At 45.4% G+C, this 14,252-nt stretch carries 18 protein-coding genes, 1 pseudogene and 1 riboswitch; of the genes and pseudogenes, 7 read left to right on the top strand and 12 right to left on the bottom strand.

Going from position 1 to position 14,252, the window contains the following annotated elements; translation table 11 throughout:
• Nucleotides 1-168: a DUF2759 family protein gene (locus D479_RS20235; RefSeq protein WP_008637004.1), complete on the bottom strand. Its 168-nt coding sequence runs from the start codon at nt 166-168 to the stop codon at nt 1-3.
• A 159-nt stretch (nt 169-327) separates the two neighbouring features.
• Between D479_RS20235 and D479_RS11195 the strand changes: the two genes are divergently transcribed.
• Nucleotides 328-951: an MBL fold metallo-hydrolase gene (locus D479_RS11195; protein WP_008637007.1), complete on the top strand. Its 624-nt coding sequence runs from the start codon at nt 328-330 to the stop codon at nt 949-951.
• A 50-nt stretch (nt 952-1,001) separates the two neighbouring features.
• Here D479_RS11195 and D479_RS11200 read toward each other — a convergent pair whose 3' ends face one another.
• Nucleotides 1,002-1,247 (bottom strand): DUF2626 domain-containing protein, encoded by a 246-nt coding sequence (locus D479_RS11200; RefSeq protein WP_008637009.1) that lies wholly within the window; start codon nt 1,245-1,247, stop codon nt 1,002-1,004.
• 242 nt (nt 1,248-1,489) lie between these two features.
• Between D479_RS11200 and D479_RS11205 the strand changes: the two genes are divergently transcribed.
• Nucleotides 1,490-1,873 (top strand): Spx/MgsR family RNA polymerase-binding regulatory protein, encoded by a 384-nt coding sequence (locus tag D479_RS11205; RefSeq protein ID WP_008637011.1) that lies wholly within the window; start codon nt 1,490-1,492, stop codon nt 1,871-1,873.
• Between the two features lie 148 nt (nt 1,874-2,021).
• Here the strand turns inward: D479_RS11205 and D479_RS11210 are convergent, their stop codons facing one another.
• From D479_RS11210 to comGA, 7 genes and pseudogenes are all read right to left on the bottom strand, one after another.
• Nucleotides 2,022-2,420, bottom strand: a complete 399-nt coding sequence (locus tag D479_RS11210; RefSeq protein WP_008637014.1) for a hypothetical protein — start codon at nt 2,418-2,420, stop codon at nt 2,022-2,024.
• The gene (locus D479_RS11215; protein WP_008637015.1) at nt 2,380-2,796 is read right to left on the bottom strand and encodes a ComGF family competence protein; all 417 of its coding nucleotides are present in this window, start codon (nt 2,794-2,796) and stop codon (nt 2,380-2,382) included. Before D479_RS11215 ends, D479_RS11210 begins: the two co-directional genes overlap by 41 nt.
• Complete coding sequence (locus tag D479_RS11220) at nt 2,780-3,106, bottom strand: type II secretion system protein (protein WP_008637016.1); 327 nt, start codon at nt 3,104-3,106, stop codon at nt 2,780-2,782. The genes D479_RS11215 and D479_RS11220 overlap by 17 nt, the downstream gene beginning before the upstream one ends.
• A complete protein-coding gene (comGD, locus tag D479_RS11225) occupies nt 3,096-3,542 on the bottom strand; it encodes a competence type IV pilus minor pilin ComGD (protein ID WP_008637017.1) in 447 nt (148 codons plus the stop codon). Before comGD ends, D479_RS11220 begins: the two co-directional genes overlap by 11 nt.
• Nucleotides 3,529-3,827, bottom strand: a pseudogene (gene comGC / locus D479_RS11230) (competence type IV pilus major pilin ComGC). Before comGC ends, comGD begins: the two are co-directional and overlap by 14 nt.
• Before the next feature lie 20 nt (nt 3,828-3,847).
• Nucleotides 3,848-4,900 carry a type II secretion system F family protein gene (locus D479_RS11235; protein ID WP_008637020.1) on the bottom strand — a complete coding sequence of 351 codons (1,053 nt, stop codon included), beginning with the start codon at nt 4,898-4,900 and terminating at the stop codon, nt 3,848-3,850.
• Nucleotides 4,854-5,864 carry a competence type IV pilus ATPase ComGA gene (gene comGA, locus D479_RS11240; protein ID WP_008637023.1) on the bottom strand — a complete coding sequence of 337 codons (1,011 nt, stop codon included), beginning with the start codon at nt 5,862-5,864 and terminating at the stop codon, nt 4,854-4,856. Before comGA ends, D479_RS11235 begins: the two co-directional genes overlap by 47 nt.
• 98 nt (nt 5,865-5,962) lie before the next feature.
• Between comGA and D479_RS11245 the strand changes: the two genes are divergently transcribed.
• Entirely contained in the window at nt 5,963-6,445 is a 483-nt protein-coding gene (locus tag D479_RS11245; protein ID WP_008637026.1) for a shikimate kinase, read from the top strand.
• Nucleotides 6,446-6,494: 49 nt separating this feature from the next.
• Nucleotides 6,495-6,680, top strand: coding sequence for a YqzE family protein (locus D479_RS11250; protein ID WP_008637028.1), 186 nt, complete (start codon nt 6,495-6,497; stop codon nt 6,678-6,680).
• A gap of 202 nt (nt 6,681-6,882) precedes the next feature.
• Here the strand turns inward: D479_RS11250 and D479_RS11255 are convergent, their stop codons facing one another.
• Together D479_RS11255 and D479_RS11260 are read right to left on the bottom strand one after the other, a co-directional pair.
• A complete protein-coding gene (locus D479_RS11255) occupies nt 6,883-7,689 on the bottom strand; it encodes a YqhG family protein (protein ID WP_008637030.1) in 807 nt (268 codons plus the stop codon).
• Nucleotides 7,686-9,329, bottom strand: coding sequence for an SNF2-related protein (locus D479_RS11260; protein ID WP_008637032.1), 1,644 nt, complete (start codon nt 9,327-9,329; stop codon nt 7,686-7,688). The genes D479_RS11255 and D479_RS11260 overlap by 4 nt, the downstream gene beginning before the upstream one ends.
• A gap of 177 nt (nt 9,330-9,506) precedes the next feature.
• Nucleotides 9,507-9,595: riboswitch (glycine riboswitch) on the top strand.
• A 165-nt stretch (nt 9,596-9,760) separates the two neighbouring features.
• On the opposite strand from D479_RS11260, the gene gcvT reads away from it, so the two are divergent.
• Genes gcvT through gcvPB form a run of 3 tightly spaced genes read left to right on the top strand, consistent with a single transcriptional unit; the run spans nt 9,761 to nt 13,689 of the window.
• Nucleotides 9,761-10,861 carry a glycine cleavage system aminomethyltransferase GcvT gene (gcvT, locus tag D479_RS11265; RefSeq protein WP_008637034.1) on the top strand — a complete coding sequence of 367 codons (1,101 nt, stop codon included), beginning with the start codon at nt 9,761-9,763 and terminating at the stop codon, nt 10,859-10,861.
• A 22-nt stretch (nt 10,862-10,883) separates the two neighbouring features.
• Entirely contained in the window at nt 10,884-12,233 is a 1,350-nt protein-coding gene (gene gcvPA, locus D479_RS11270; protein ID WP_008637036.1) for an aminomethyl-transferring glycine dehydrogenase subunit GcvPA, read from the top strand.
• Complete coding sequence (gcvPB, locus tag D479_RS11275; RefSeq protein WP_008637040.1) at nt 12,226-13,689, top strand: aminomethyl-transferring glycine dehydrogenase subunit GcvPB; 1,464 nt, start codon at nt 12,226-12,228, stop codon at nt 13,687-13,689. The genes gcvPA and gcvPB overlap by 8 nt, the downstream gene beginning before the upstream one ends.
• Before the next feature lie 81 nt (nt 13,690-13,770).
• Here gcvPB and D479_RS11280 read toward each other — a convergent pair whose 3' ends face one another.
• The gene (locus D479_RS11280; protein ID WP_008637042.1) at nt 13,771-14,151 is read right to left on the bottom strand and encodes a rhodanese-like domain-containing protein; all 381 of its coding nucleotides are present in this window, start codon (nt 14,149-14,151) and stop codon (nt 13,771-13,773) included.
• Nucleotides 14,152-14,252: the final 101 nt, after the last annotated feature.

The following is a 14,252-nucleotide window of genomic DNA, read 5'->3' on the forward strand; positions in this document are numbered from 1 at the left end:
TCATGCCACAAAAAGGTTGTGCCAAATCGTCATGACGGAGAACCATCCAAAAACCAACGCGGATGCACCTGCAAAGACGACAGCGAAAAAGTTCTTTGTTTTCAGCTCTCTTAAGACTGCGAAGATACATAAGATAGTTGCGAGTAAAAGAAGTATAGCTGTTACCATGATCAGCACCTCCAAAGCTCTTTTCTTTATTATCATCCACTAGGCATGGATGTTATACTATATGTATCGAGTATATTCTATCTTTCATTTTATAGGAAAATTTTGAAAAAGTCGAGTTGCATTCTGTGTATTTTGAAAATTATCAGTGAGGTGTATGTTTTGATTAAAATTTCCAGATTACCACTGGGTCCGGTAGCTACCAACGCTTATATCATTCATGAAAACAAAAAAGCAGTTGTTTTTGATCCTGGTGGAGATTTCAATAAGTTGGATGATTACTTGAAAGAGCGGGAACTCGAGGTAGAGGCTATCCTTCTCACTCACGCTCATTTCGACCATATAGGTGCCGTTGATCAACTGAGAGAAGCCTATCATGCTCCTGTTTATGTACATAAGGAAGAGGCGGACTGGCTGCAGAATCCTGATAAGAACGGATCGAAGCTGTTCGGATTGGGAGAAATAACAGCAGCACCTGCCGATCAGTTTATCGAAGTGGGTCCAATGGAGATTGCGGGCATGCCTTTTGAGGTCCGACATACTCCCGGTCATTCTCCGGGGAGCGTCTCCTATGTTTTTCGGAACCAGCGACTGACAATTGCCGGGGACACCTTATTCCAGGGCGGAATCGGCAGGACAGATCTTCCGGGAGGCGATCGTTCCTTGTTGAATCGCAGTATACAAGAACAATTGCTCACTCTTCGAAATGATATGAGAATCTTCCCGGGACACGGGATGCCGACGACCGTTGGAGAAGAATTAGGAACCAATCCGTTCCTTAAATGAATCGCACTATGAAAAAAACCTGTTATCCTCAACTGGATAACAGGTTTTTTTCAGTGCCCTCCGAATGTTGGTACGAGAATGAATGAAGTATAATACGTGAAACCGATCATAAAGACTGTCAAGTATGAGAAGAATATGTAGACATACATACGTTCAGACAGCTTCAGATAACCAATAGTAAGGAAAAATGCCGTTTGAGCAAGTGACAATAGTGCTGCTTCCATCATATCGCCGGCAAAGAACATGACAGTGAAGATCCCTGTCCAGAAAGCCAGCACCCGGAACATACGGTCCATGCTTTTCCCCCTCCTTCTCGCGCGTTAGAGTATCAACTGTAATTATATCCGAACCAGTAAAAATTGTAAATAAAACGCATACATAAATACCTTCTTTCAGTTTGTGCATTTTTCGTCGGCATATTCACTCAAAATTAAAATTATTTTCGAATTTTATGTCGAAATAGGTTTCAAATATTGTACAAAGGTTATACAGGTACTATACAATAGAGGCGTACCAAAAAAAGCGAGGAGCGAAAAAAATGGAAGAGTTAAAATTCTACACATACCCAAGTTGTACATCTTGTAGACGGACTAAGTCATGGTTGAAGAGCCAAGGGGTGGATTTTAACGAACAGCACCTATTTCGTGAGACTCCTACGAAGGATGAATTGAAGAGAATACTAGCACTGACGACCCATGGAATTGATGAAATACTGGCTAAACGCAGCAAGGAATATAAAATGTTGAACATGGATGTAGAGGATATGACATTAAACGAATTTCTCGAACTTGTTACAGAAAAGCCTAAACTGCTTAGAAGACCGATCCTAACCAACGGAGAAAAATTGGTTATCGGCTATGACCTCGATGGTTTGAGAGGAATTACCAATAATCGTTTGGAATATACGGCTATCATTTCATAAACCATATACAAAAAGAGCGCCTTTCTAAATAGAAAAGCGCTCTTTTGTTTGTAAAAGTATCCCTAATCCATAAGGAGGGACCATCATTCAAATGTGCATGTACATGTTCTGCAGCAAAGAAATAAAGAGGGAACACCGGCCCCGTTCCTCATTTGGAGGGGTCTTGATAAGTGACTAATGATTTTACAGATTCGTCTGATAGGGAAATGGTCCAGTTGCAAATCCACCCGCCTATCTGATCTTTTGTGCAGACCGATTTAATTTCCCCCTCGGGAAGCTGTCGAACGAATGTATAGGTTGATTCACGGTCTGGAGTAGAAACAAGTGCATCGTTTAAAATGCTCTGTGTCGACTGCACAAGGTATTGGGAGGTGAGGGCGCGTTTGGTCATCTCTGTATTGCTAAGCTGGTTCTTATACATGGCTGTTGTCGTCAGTAAGGCGGAGCATAGCACCAGGCATATTAACAATGCCCATGGAAAGATGACTCCTTCCTCTCGTTTTTCTTTAAGGTAGATGTATGAGTCGTTGAAACCTACTGTCCTCATGGATCTGTACCTCCAAAGTAAGGGTGGATGGACCATTATCGTGTATAGTGAAAGATTCAACTGGAGTGAGTAATGTTTCGTGACCTGTTCCATTTACGGTTCTACGTACGATGGTGCCGTATTGCTCAATTTGAATGATCCGGTCATCCCAAGAAACAATTTGAATGGTGTTGCCGTTTAAAGAGAAGCTTTTAGAGGCATTGATCTCTTCCTGTATGAAGTGAAACAGGTGGAGCGAAGCCTGTTCTTCATAGTAAGAAGGGTTGCGGATAGAAGTGAGTAAAGGAGTCGATAAGAAAAGGATGATGGTAATGATAGTGAGGCTGAACAGTGCCTCCAGAAAAGTAAACCCATTAGACTCATGAAGACGGGGCATGTAAGCAAAACTCCTTAGTCTCTTTATCTTTCCTTTGCCAGGTAATACAGCCGGTCAGGGTGGAATCGCTTTTCCATAATTGGATTTCATAAGCGGTCGGCTGTGTTCCGGTATAATGAAAGGAAAGAGGTTTTTCATCTGTATGCAGCTGAAGTTCATCATATAGTCGGACTGCCATTTCTCTTTCCATGGCAAGCTCTTTTTGATCAGAGCGGAGTTGAGTCAGAGCAGGCAGGACGGTAAGACAGATGACCATGACCGTGCTGAAAGCGGCGATTGTTTCAAGGAGCGTAAAACCTTCATTCTTCATCTATTCTCACCCTGCTCGTTCCGAATGGAAAGGTGACTTTGTATGACGTGTCTCGAGAGGTGAACTTCATGGTTCCCGGGGATTGAATGATTCCTCTTTGATTAAACTTTACTTGAGGCTTGAGTGTCAGCATATTGATTCTCCAATCAGCTGGTAATGTGCGCTGAAATACCATTCGTTTTTCCTTGCTGTCATATAAAGCGTACTGATTGTTCGTTTCATAGAAGTAAAGGGTGAAGTAGGGGTGTTTATATTGAGTCAGCTGCTGGGATAACAGGACGTCTTCCTGGAATTGCTGCAGAAAGAGCTTTTCTTGAACGTGGTGGAGGGTGTGATGGTGCAGAGGTGCGATACAGAGGAGGAGGATGGACCATGATAACAGGACGAGGACTGTTTCTGTAAACGTGTAACCGCTCTGTGAATTAGGAAGGGGCATGATCAACTTTGCCGTCTGTAATCGTTAAGGTATCTCCATTCGGACACTTTGTTTCTTTCAAATATCCCTCGGTTTTTAATACGTCTATCGTCGTTGGATAGGCATCATTATCAAGAAAATAGGCTTCTGCCTGGCTTCCGCCGTCGCTGTGAGTGCCTCGCATCCTTTGTCGCGGATATTCTGACTATTCTTGGTCATGTTTGGAATCGTGATGATAAGCAGTACGGAAATGACCAGCAGCACGATAAGCATCTCGATTAGTGTGAATCCTTTTTCATTTTTCATGTTTGAACGACTCCTTTTCGTTATAGTTGATTCATCCATCCATATAGAGGAAGCATGATGGATGCATAAATACTTATGATCACCACAGCTACCAGAACGAAAAATATCGGCTGTATTCTCTGGATCCAAGTCGTAATCTTACTCTGAATATGTTCAATGAAAAATTCAGCCAGTATTTCCAGTTCGCTTTGCAGTGCTTCCACATCGTTGGTGTGGTGGAAGATATCAGTCAGCTCTGTTCGGAATAACGGGCAGCTGTGTAATGCCTGTCCAAAAGACTTTCCCTCGCCCAGCTGAAGGAGGATCTCTTTACTGTAAGTGGACAAAACCTCATCCCCGTGATGGTCCCGCATCGTTTCCATCGATTGCTTTAAGGTCAATCCCGCACGCAGTAAGGAGTGAAGGTGGGTAGTGAAGGAATAGGAGGCAGAATAGGAGTAATAAACGCGCAGTACTGGAAAACGCTGATAGAAATCCAACTTGTTTTGTACGGACATCCTCGGTAATATAAACAGGAGAGATACAAGAGAACCGCCCAGGAGCAGGAAAATGATTACCATTCCGGTCATGAAATAATCGACCCCCATCAGCAGCCACAAAGTGCTGGTGGACTCTCCTTCAAAGAGTTGGATGAAATTAGGCAAGACGGTCCTTTTCATGATTGTAAAAGCACCAATGAGGAAAACTAAGAGCAGAAGAGGGTATCGGAGGACGCGGGTGATTCTTTCTTTGTATTCTTTCTTCATTTCCATAAGCTGTTTGGTCTGACGGAAGATGTGAGGCAGGTCGAAGTGGATGTTGCTGAAATATAGAAAGTTGGTTACGGTTTTTGAGAAGCGGGCGTGTTTATAGGCCTGATCAATCGTATCTCCTCTTCCAAGTGCTGTAATCAGTGACTCTGCGACAGGCTTTAATCGTGCGTCCCAACCGGTCATTCTTAAAGCCTCAAGCAGAGGATATCCCTTACTGAGGATATGACTGAGTCTATGAAGGAACAGGATTTGCAAATGATCCGGCAGCCTTCGATCAGAGGAGCGGACCTGCTTCCTTTTTCTCAATAAAGCCGAGAGCATAGGCTTTCCTCCTCAGTTTCTGGAATGAATGAAAAAGATGTGGGGAAGGTGCGGTCCCGAGCATCGCCCGGCGTAGGAGCTCTCCTTCAAGCATTTCGAGAATAGCCGCTCGTTTCGGCAGCTGTTTGTTTGCCGTAATTGGAACGAGCTGCTGAGCGGTGATAGCAATGAGGGACTGCTCCAATTCCGCCTGCTGGATGTCCATCTCCTTCAAACGGTGAATGGTTCCATAGGCATTCATTGCGTGAATCGTACTGATGACGAGGTGTCCGCTGAGCGCTGCTCGAAAAGCGAATTTTGCTGTTGCCTGGTCCCTGATTTCTCCGACCATCAATAGATCAGGATCATGACGAAGTGCCGCTTTGAGACCGGTGTCATAGGTAACACCGGCCCGTTCATTTACCTGGACCTGAATAATGTTGTTCAGATTCTTCTCGATGGGATCTTCAAGCGTGATGGCCTGGAAGGAGCTCTGTGTCATGAGGGATTGAATCAAGGCGTACAGGGTGGTTGTTTTTCCACTCCCTGTCGGTCCGGTAAACAGGATCATTCCGCTTCGGTGACGAAGCCAGGATTCCAGACGGTTCCGCTGATGAGGGAAGAGGAAGAGTTGTTCGAGTGGCATATGGTTCATCGGATTCAGTATGCGAATGGCGAGACTCTCCGTTCCGGTAATGGGAAGAGTGGAGAGACGGAGATCGAAAATCGAGTGGTTGTTTCTGTAAGGGATGGTGCCGTTCTGGGGGCGCTTCTGTTCACCAATGTCCATACCGGAAGTGAACTTGTAATAGGAAAGGATTTTCTGATACATAGGCAGTGGAAGTTTCGAGTGGAAAATTCGTTCCCCATGGATGCGGAAATGGACGTTCGCGTTCTCGGAGTAAGGTGTGAAATGGATATCGGAGGCAGACTGCTGAATCGCGGAGAGGACGAGGTCGTTTGCGCGGGTGGCGACGGAGTTCAAATGAATAATCACCTCATTTCTAAATTTATACATAGAATTATATTCGACAATGATCGAGTAAATCCTGCTTCAGGAAAAAATAAAAAGGGGGCCCGTCAATGATTTTTATCGTAGGTTTCATGGGAAGCGGAAAAACGACCGTAGCAGAACAGCTTGGAGAAGCAACCGGGTACAAAGCGGTGGAGATGGACAGAGAAATCGAACGTCTGGAAGGGATGACGATTCCTGAGATGTTCGAGCGATACGGAGAAGCGTATTTCCGTTCTGCGGAAACGCGTTTTCTAAAAGGGCTTCACGGGGACGGCATTGTTTCCACCGGGGGAGGCGTCATTCTCCAGGAGGAAAATCGAAGAATTCTTGCAGAAGGAACCGTCGTTTATTTAAGGGCGGAGTGGGAGACGATCACAGCACGTCTCGCCGGCGATAAAAATCGTCCTTTGTGGTCCGGTGCATCTTCTGACAAGCAGAAGCGGTTTCAAGAACGCCTTCCTTATTATAAGGAAGTGGCGGATATCACCATTGATGTAGATAAGAAATCACCACAGGTAATAGCGGAGGAAATACAATTGCGTCTAAAATAATGGTGATAGGTACATACTAGAACCAAACGGTTAAAAAAGAGGGATTCAAATGGACAAGAATGATTATGTGAAATTTTTGACAGAAGAAATGGTCAAGTACATGCATTTGTCTAAAGAAGAAAAAAGGTTGAGGAAGGAAGAGAAACCTTCCAAGAAATCATCCTCGTATTGGTTCGGCATTCTTCCCTTTGCTTGGAAGTTGTTTAAAAGAAAAAGAAGGATTACAAATCCTTGAAACCGAAAAAGCCGCTGAGAAATCAGCGGCTTTTTTCAGCTTGTTGAAGAAGTGATATGCAGGAAGGGAAGGCGAATCAAGTAAAATGAGCGCTTCCACTGGCCCGTATGCCTTTTCTCTATGTCTTATCCGTTTGTGGATTCCCGCTCACCAAACGCAGACGCGGCGGATGAGAGGTTCTTCTCTTCCGCCGACTGTTTTGTTATCGTTTGGTCAGCCACTCGGCACTCGTATTCTGCGATAGGTAAAAAAGACCGCCGTTTATAACGTCCCACTCAATTCTCGGTTTGTAGCGGATGTCGAGCTGTTCTCTTTCCCTTGTGAAAGAATCGAGGTCAATGTCTTCCGACTGATAAAATGTTTCCAACAACTCTCTCTCTTTATTCCATTCTAAAATGGATTCTTCCGCCCATTTATTCGTTCTCGCTTGAATATGCTGTTCCAGATGCTTTTGTATGCGTACATAGGCGTTCTTCAAGGAAATCACAGGTGTCATCGGGAACGTATAGTCGGATACGGTTGATTCAAACCGCAGCGGCATGATCCGCTCCATCATTCCGACCATAAGCGTCCCGTGAATGAGGTTTATACCAATGGATAAAGGTTCGTCCTTAGCTTGTTTTCCTCTGTATTGGAGCTGCAGGTTTAAGATGAGCCATGGACTCATCGCCCTGTTTGTACCAGGGGTATCGATGACTTCGTACAAACGAGCCGTCTTCCCTTTCTTAATGGCCGTATGATAGAGCGAGTGCAGCTTCGGAGTGCCGGCATGAAGATAAATTCCTTCTTTTTCCGTATGGTTGGTATCGGTGAAGGTCAACTGCATCGGGTCTCCATCCCGGTTCATTTTCTTCATATAATGCCAGTAGAACGGGCGGTTCATAATCTCTTCATCCATTTCACTGGTCAGCTGGACCGTAAAATGTCCTTTAGCTTTGTCTATAATGGAACAACCGTATGTTTCAAAGAAAGATTGGACGAAACTTTCGTGCGGGTTTGTTTCATTCAACTGGATTCTCTCCTCTCATTTACGCTGTATTCTACGTAGCTGACCAGATTGTTCAGTTTTATATTCACTTCGCCTTGACTCTCCGACTGCTTAAGGATCGACTGTATCTGCTGATCGAATGACCCTCCAGGTATTTGCTCCAGAATGTGGTCCAGGTCTCCGACCGCATTCTTAAAGACTTCAATTTTCTCATAAAGCATATTCATGATATGGTCTTCAATCGTATTTTTGATGGCAAAGTTATAAATCTTGACGTCGTTTTCTTGACCGAACCGGTGAATCCTGCCGATTCTTTGTTCGAGGCGCATCGGGTTCCAAGGCAGGTCGTAGTTGATCATGTGGTGACAGAACTGCAGATTAATACCTTCTCCGCCCGCTTCGGTTGCTACCATGACTTGAGCCTTATCTCTGAACAGCTGCTTCATCCAGTCCCGCTTCCCTTTATTGAACTTTCCGCTGAATGGGACCGAGGTAATTCCGTGCTGCTGCAGGTACCACTGGAGATAGAACTGGGTTGCCCGATACTCTGTGAAAATAATGAACTTTTCTTTTGTCTGTTCAATTTTTTCGATCATTCGCTTCGCTTTCACATGGTGGGGGAGACTACCGACCGCCTCCATGATGTCATCATACAAGGCGCTTTTCCCTTCCGGTGCTTTCTTCTTTAATTCTTGAAGCGACAGGAAACAGGCTTCTCTGGAAGAACATAATTCTTTCGCAAGGGTCAGCCACGTAAACGAAGGGTGTGAGGCTTTCAATGTCTCGAGGCTTTGGTAGACTTTTGCCTCTTCCTCGGAGAATTCCAGGCGTTCATTCGTCACTTTCCGCTTGGAAGCATCCAGTCCTGTATCCTTCCGCCGGTTCCGAATCATTAATTTTCCAACAAGAGAATGAATGTGTTCTGTACGTTCGTCTTGATCGGCATTCTTCTGGTATTTCTTTTTGAAATCTGTCAGGTTTCCCAAATATCCTGGTTTCAATATAGAGACGAGATTGAACAGGTCGCTCAGTTTGTTCTGTATCGGTGTTGCCGTGAGTAACAGGCAGTAAGTCTTTTTCAACGACTGGACAAATTGATAGTTCTTCGTCTGGTGATTCTTTAGTTTATGTGCCTCATCAATGATCACCAGGTCGTAATCAATATTAAGTATTTCCTCTTTATGCTGTTCTCTTTTCGCCATATCAATCGATGTGACCGTTATTTCCCATTCTTTCCACGATGCATGTTTTTTCCTGGGAGAAGCGGCCTGAATATAGAATTTCTCGTTCAATTCCTGTATCCATTGGTTCACGAGAGATGCAGGCGTGAGAATCAATACTTTCTTCGCCCGCCCTCTGATCATAAGCTCTTTCAAAATCAGCCCTGCTTCCAGTGTCTTACCGAGCCCCACTTCATCAGCCAGAATCGCCCTGCCATGCATATGGTGGATGACCTTGGAGGCAGCTTCTATCTGATGTTCCATGAAGTCGATATGGGGAAGGTGTTCAAGGGAAAGCAGACCATCAAAGTGTGGGACCGTTTGGAACTGTGCCGCTTTATAGGCAAGTTTGAACCCCTCCCAGGAACTCAGTCTTTCCGAAGAGTCCAAATGACCGGATAATGTGTGTAAAAACGCTTCATCTGGATGAATTTGAATCATATGGAATCGCTCCTTTTTCTAATAGTTTGCCTTTCGTAAAGATTGTGAATAATTTGTTGAATTCCCATGTCTTTTGTAAAGAATGCGTGATATAATGTAGCTGAATTTGAAGTGAAAACCGCATCCATAAGCTATAAAATAGTATGCCCGCTGCAATCTAATAAAATACGAAAGCGGATGACTGTAATGGGAGAGACTACTACCGTGGCGCCGAAGGAGCAAACAATCTTTGTGAATCTCTCAGGCAAAAAGACCTTTACAGGACGCAACTCTGGAGAGCGTCTGCGAAGAAGCAGACCGCCCAAGAAGCAAGCGGACGGATATAGGAATCCGTACGTGAAACTTTCTGGCTTACATGGACAGAGACTCCCTTGATTACAGGAGGAGTCTCTTTTTTTATGGATGATCACATTGCATAAGGAGTGGTTTGGATGACAGAGTTGAAGCGTACCCCTTTGTTCCCTGAATACAAAGAACTCGGAGCAAAAACGATTGATTTCGGAGGTTGGGATTTACCTGTCCAATTTACGAGTATCAAGGAGGAGCATGAGGCTACACGAACGGCTGCCGGGTTGTTCGATGTATCCCATATGGGAGAAGTGATGGTGGAAGGACCGGGCAGTCTTCCTTTTCTACAGAAAATGTTGACGAATGATGTTTCTAAATTGGAACCGGGGAAGGCCCAGTATACGATCATGTGCTATGAGAACGGTGGAACGGTCGATGATTTGATCGTCTATCATCTGGACGAAGCGAAATACTTGCTCGTCGTCAATGCAGCGAACAGAGAAAAGGACTATCAGTGGTTGAAAGATCACCAGACAGGCGATGTGACAATCCAGGATGTATCGGATGAATACGTTCAACTTGCTGTCCAGGGTCCCAAAGCAGAAGAGATCTTGCAGACATTGACGGACAGCGACGTTTCTTCCATTAAGTTCTTTCGTTTTCTATCCGATGTCCGCTTGAAAGGTGTATCAAAAGAAGCTATTGTCTCACGGACCGGATACACCGGCGAGGATGGGTTTGAAATATACCTTCCTGCAGAAGCTGGAAGGGAGCTGTGGCAGGCGCTTCTTACTGCCGGTGAGCCGCACGGATTACAGCCGATCGGGCTGGGGGCGAGGGATACGCTTCGATTTGAAGCGAATCTGGCGTTATACGGCCAGGAGTTAAGTGCGGATATTACTCCGATGGAAGCAGGTCTTGGCTTTGCGGTAAAAGTGAACAAGGATGCGGACTTCATAGGAAAGAACGTGTTGAAAGAACAGAAGGGAAACGGTCCTCAAAGGAAGCTTGTAGGAATTGAAATGATCGATAAAGGCATACCGCGTACGCATTATGAAGTGTTCGTCGGAGAAGAGAATATCGGTTTTGTAACGACAGGTACCCAGTCTCCGACTTTAGGAAAAAACATTGGACTTGCCTTATTGAAGAAAGAGTTTACGGAACCTGGCACGGAAGTCATTGTCCAAGTGCGGAAACGCCGTTTAAAGGCGAAAGTCGTCACTACACCATTTTATAAACGATAATTAAATGAAGGGGGAACTACGTATGGAATTTCGTTACCTGCCCATAACGGAGAAGGATAAGAAAGAAATGCTTGCAGCAATCGGAGTGGAGCACTCCGATGAGCTGTTTTCCGATATACCGGAAAGTGTACGTTTCAAAGGAGACCTCGATATAAAGGATCCGAAGAATGAGTTCCAATTGACGAAAGAGCTGTCCAATCTCGCAGAACAAAACGTTCATTTGAAATCCCATGTTTCCTTCTTGGGTGCGGGAGTCTACGATCACTATATCCCGTCGATCGTCGATCATGTTATTTCCCGTTCTGAATTTTATACGGCCTATACACCGTACCAGCCGGAGATTTCTCAAGGTGAACTCCAGGCAATTTTTGAGTTTCAAACAATGATCAGTGAATTGACGGGGATGGATGTAGCGAACTCTTCTATGTATGACGGCGGAACGGCACTTGCAGAAGCCGTAAACTTATCAGCCGGCCAGACGAAGAAAAAGAAAGTGCTCGTATCGAAAGCGATCCATCCGGAATCCCTTGACGTTATTCGATCTTATGTGAAAGGTCCCGGCCTTGAAGTCATTGAAATCGATCACAAAGAAGGAAAGACAGATTTGGAACAGCTGGAGAGAGAATTAGATGAGAATGTAGCAAGTGTCGTCGTTCAATATCCGAACTTCTTCGGTCAAATCGAACCCTTAGCCGAGATCCGCTCCATTGTGGATCAGGAGAAAAAAGCGATGCTTATTGCTTCCAGCAATCCTCTTGCGCTGGGTTATCTGACACCTCCTGGTGAATTTGGAGCAGATATCGTTGTTGGTGATGCGCAGGTATTTGGTATCCCTGCTCAGTTTGGGGGCCCACACTGCGGATACTTCGCCACGACGAAGAAACTGATGCGCAAAGTACCTGGCAGACTGGTCGGCCAGACGGTAGATGAAGATGGCAGACGTGGCTTTGTGCTCACGCTTCAGGCTCGGGAGCAGCATATCCGGAGGGACAAAGCTACTTCCAACATCTGTTCGAATCAGGCACTAAACGCTCTGGCAGCATCTGTAGCGATGAGCTCCCTGGGCAAGCAGGGCTTGAAGAAGATGGCGCGGATGAATATACAGAAAGCTGCCTATATGAAAAACCAGTTGGAGGCAGCGGGTTTTGAACTTCCATACAAGGACGCTTTCTTTAATGAGGTCGTTGTAAACGTCGGCCGTAATATTGCGGAAGTAAACAAAAAACTCCTTGCGAAAGGTTTCATCGGAGGGTACGATCTCGGTCGGATGTCAGAAGGATTGTCTGAACACATGCTGCTTGCTGTTACAGAAATCAGGACAAAAGAAGAAATTGATCAATTTGTTAAGGAAATGGGGGATATTCGTGGCTAATCAGGACTTTCCGTTAATTTTTGAATTGAGTCAAGAAAGCCGTACCGGATTCAGTCTTCCGGAGTTGGATGTACCGGAAGTGGACGTGGAAGGTATGATCGGCGAGAAATATGTTCGGAAACAGGAACCGGATCTCCCGGAAGTAAGTGAACTTCAAATTATAAGGCATTATACGGGACTTTCTAAACGGAATCACGGGGTCGACTCCGGTTTTTATCCACTCGGCTCCTGTACGATGAAGTATAATCCTAAAATGAATGAAGATGTTGCCCGCTTTCCTGGCTTCAGCCACATCCACCCGTATCAGCCGGAGGAGACGGTACAAGGTGCCCTGCATTTAATGTACGACCTTCAAGAATCGCTTGCTGCTATAACCGGGATGGATACCGTCACTCTGCAACCGGCAGCGGGTGCGCATGGAGAGTGGACGGGATTAATGATGATTCGTGCCTACCATGAAGCGAATGGGGATTACAACCGTACGAAAGTTATCGTTCCGGATTCTGCGCATGGAACGAACCCAGCCTCCGCAACAGTCGCAGGATTTGAAGCTGTAACCGTTAAATCCGATGATCGCGGGCTCGTCGATCTGGAAGATTTAAAACGTGTGGTCGATGAAGAGACGGCCGCCTTAATGCTGACAAACCCGAACACGCTTGGTCTGTTTGAAGAGGATATTGAAGAAATGGCAGCGATCGTTCATGAAGCAGGCGGAAAGCTTTATTATGACGGTGCCAATCTGAATGCTGTTTTAGGTTATGCCCGCCCCGGGGATATGGGATTTGACGTCGTCCACTTGAATCTGCATAAGACGTTTACAGGTCCACACGGCGGGGGAGGACCTGGTTCCGGGCCTGTAGGGGTAACTGCAGAACTGGCGGCGTACCTGCCTAAGCCGATTCTGGTGAAACAGGGCGGTCAGTACATCTTTGATTATGATCGACCGGATTCTATCGGCCGGGTGAAGCCGTATTACGGTAATTTCGGCATCAACGTTCGTGCCTACACGTATATACGTACAATGGGGGCGGAAGGCTTGAAGAAGGTAAGTGAGTATGCTGTCATAAATGCCAACTACATGATGCGCCGCCTTCAGGAGTATTATGACCTTCCATTTGACCGTCATTGTAAGCATGAATTTATTTTATCTGGCAGACGTCAGAAGAAGCTCGGAGTACGGACGTTGGACATAGCAAAACGCCTGCTTGATTTTGGGTACCATCCACCGACCATCTATTTCCCGATTAACGTCGAGGAAGCAATGATGATCGAACCGACGGAAACCGAATCCAAGGAAACGCTGGACGGCTTTATCGATGTGATGATTCAAATAGCCAAAGAAGCAGAAGAGAATCCTGAAATTGTTCAGGAAGCTCCTCATACGACAATCGTGAGCCGCATGGATGAAACACAGGCGGCAAGGAAACCGGTATTGAAATACCGGAAAGGCGAATGAAAATAACCGGAGTCCCTTCAAGGACTCCGGTTTGCTTTTTTCTATCATGATTGGGATAATGAGTAATCTCCCGGCAGGATATTACTTCTTCGTTTTGATCTTTCCGGACCATTTTTTGAATCCGCTCTGCAGCATGTTCAAATCTTTGTAGCCGTTTTTATGCAGCAGCATAGCTGCACGTGCAGACCTGGCACCGCTTTGGCAGTACAGGTACACCGGCTTATCTTTGCGGATTTCAACAAGACGATTGCGCAGCTGCGATAGTGGAATATTTCTCGCGCCCAGTATATGTCCGCCTTCGTATTCTTTCGGTTCCCGGACGTCGATGAGCTGGGCTTTTCTGTATCCTTCGCGGAACTGTTCTTCCGTCAGTGTCGTCATGATTTTTCTAGCTTTGAAGTATCTATATAATCCAAAAGCAATGATCAAGACCAGTGCACCGATTAAAATCCATAAATCCATATGTGCCTCCCCCTTTTCTCTCTTTCTCTATCTATTATAGGAGGGAATCGTTTGCATTTCAAAAATATTTTTCCGTGTTTAAGCAAAAACATGCGCCATCA

It is taken from the genome of Halobacillus sp. BAB-2008, assembly GCF_000328325.1.
Taxonomy (GTDB): Bacteria; Bacillota; Bacilli; order Bacillales; family Halobacillaceae; genus Halobacillus.

What these genes read in the sequence shown, in the direction of transcription:
- D479_RS11200 (WP_008637009.1), bottom strand. Translation starts at nt 1,247, where the DNA reads ATGGACCGTATGTTCCGGGTGCTGGCTTTCTGGACAGGGATCTTCACT.
- D479_RS11250 (WP_008637028.1), top strand. Translation starts at nt 6,495, where the DNA reads ATGGACAAGAATGATTATGTGAAATTTTTGACAGAAGAAATGGTCAAG.
- D479_RS11210 (WP_008637014.1), bottom strand. Translation starts at nt 2,420, where the DNA reads ATGAGGACAGTAGGTTTCAACGACTCATACATCTACCTTAAAGAAAAA.
- gcvPA (WP_008637036.1), top strand. Translation starts at nt 10,884, where the DNA reads ATGGAATTTCGTTACCTGCCCATAACGGAGAAGGATAAGAAAGAAATG.
- D479_RS11280 (WP_008637042.1), bottom strand. Translation starts at nt 14,151, where the DNA reads ATGGATTTATGGATTTTAATCGGTGCACTGGTCTTGATCATTGCTTTT.
- D479_RS11235 (WP_008637020.1), bottom strand. Translation starts at nt 4,900, where the DNA reads ATGCTCTCGGCTTTATTGAGAAAAAGGAAGCAGGTCCGCTCCTCTGAT.
- D479_RS11215 (WP_008637015.1), bottom strand. Translation starts at nt 2,796, where the DNA reads ATGCCCCGTCTTCATGAGTCTAATGGGTTTACTTTTCTGGAGGCACTG.
- D479_RS11205 (WP_008637011.1), top strand. Translation starts at nt 1,490, where the DNA reads ATGGAAGAGTTAAAATTCTACACATACCCAAGTTGTACATCTTGTAGA.
- comGD (WP_008637017.1), bottom strand. Translation starts at nt 3,542, where the DNA reads ATGCCCCTTCCTAATTCACAGAGCGGTTACACGTTTACAGAAACAGTC.
- D479_RS11220 (WP_008637016.1), bottom strand. Translation starts at nt 3,106, where the DNA reads ATGAAGAATGAAGGTTTTACGCTCCTTGAAACAATCGCCGCTTTCAGC.
- D479_RS20235 (WP_008637004.1), bottom strand. Translation starts at nt 168, where the DNA reads ATGGTAACAGCTATACTTCTTTTACTCGCAACTATCTTATGTATCTTC.
- D479_RS11260 (WP_008637032.1), bottom strand. Translation starts at nt 9,329, where the DNA reads ATGATTCAAATTCATCCAGATGAAGCGTTTTTACACACATTATCCGGT.
- D479_RS11245 (WP_008637026.1), top strand. Translation starts at nt 5,963, where the DNA reads ATGATTTTTATCGTAGGTTTCATGGGAAGCGGAAAAACGACCGTAGCA.
- gcvT (WP_008637034.1), top strand. Translation starts at nt 9,761, where the DNA reads ATGACAGAGTTGAAGCGTACCCCTTTGTTCCCTGAATACAAAGAACTC.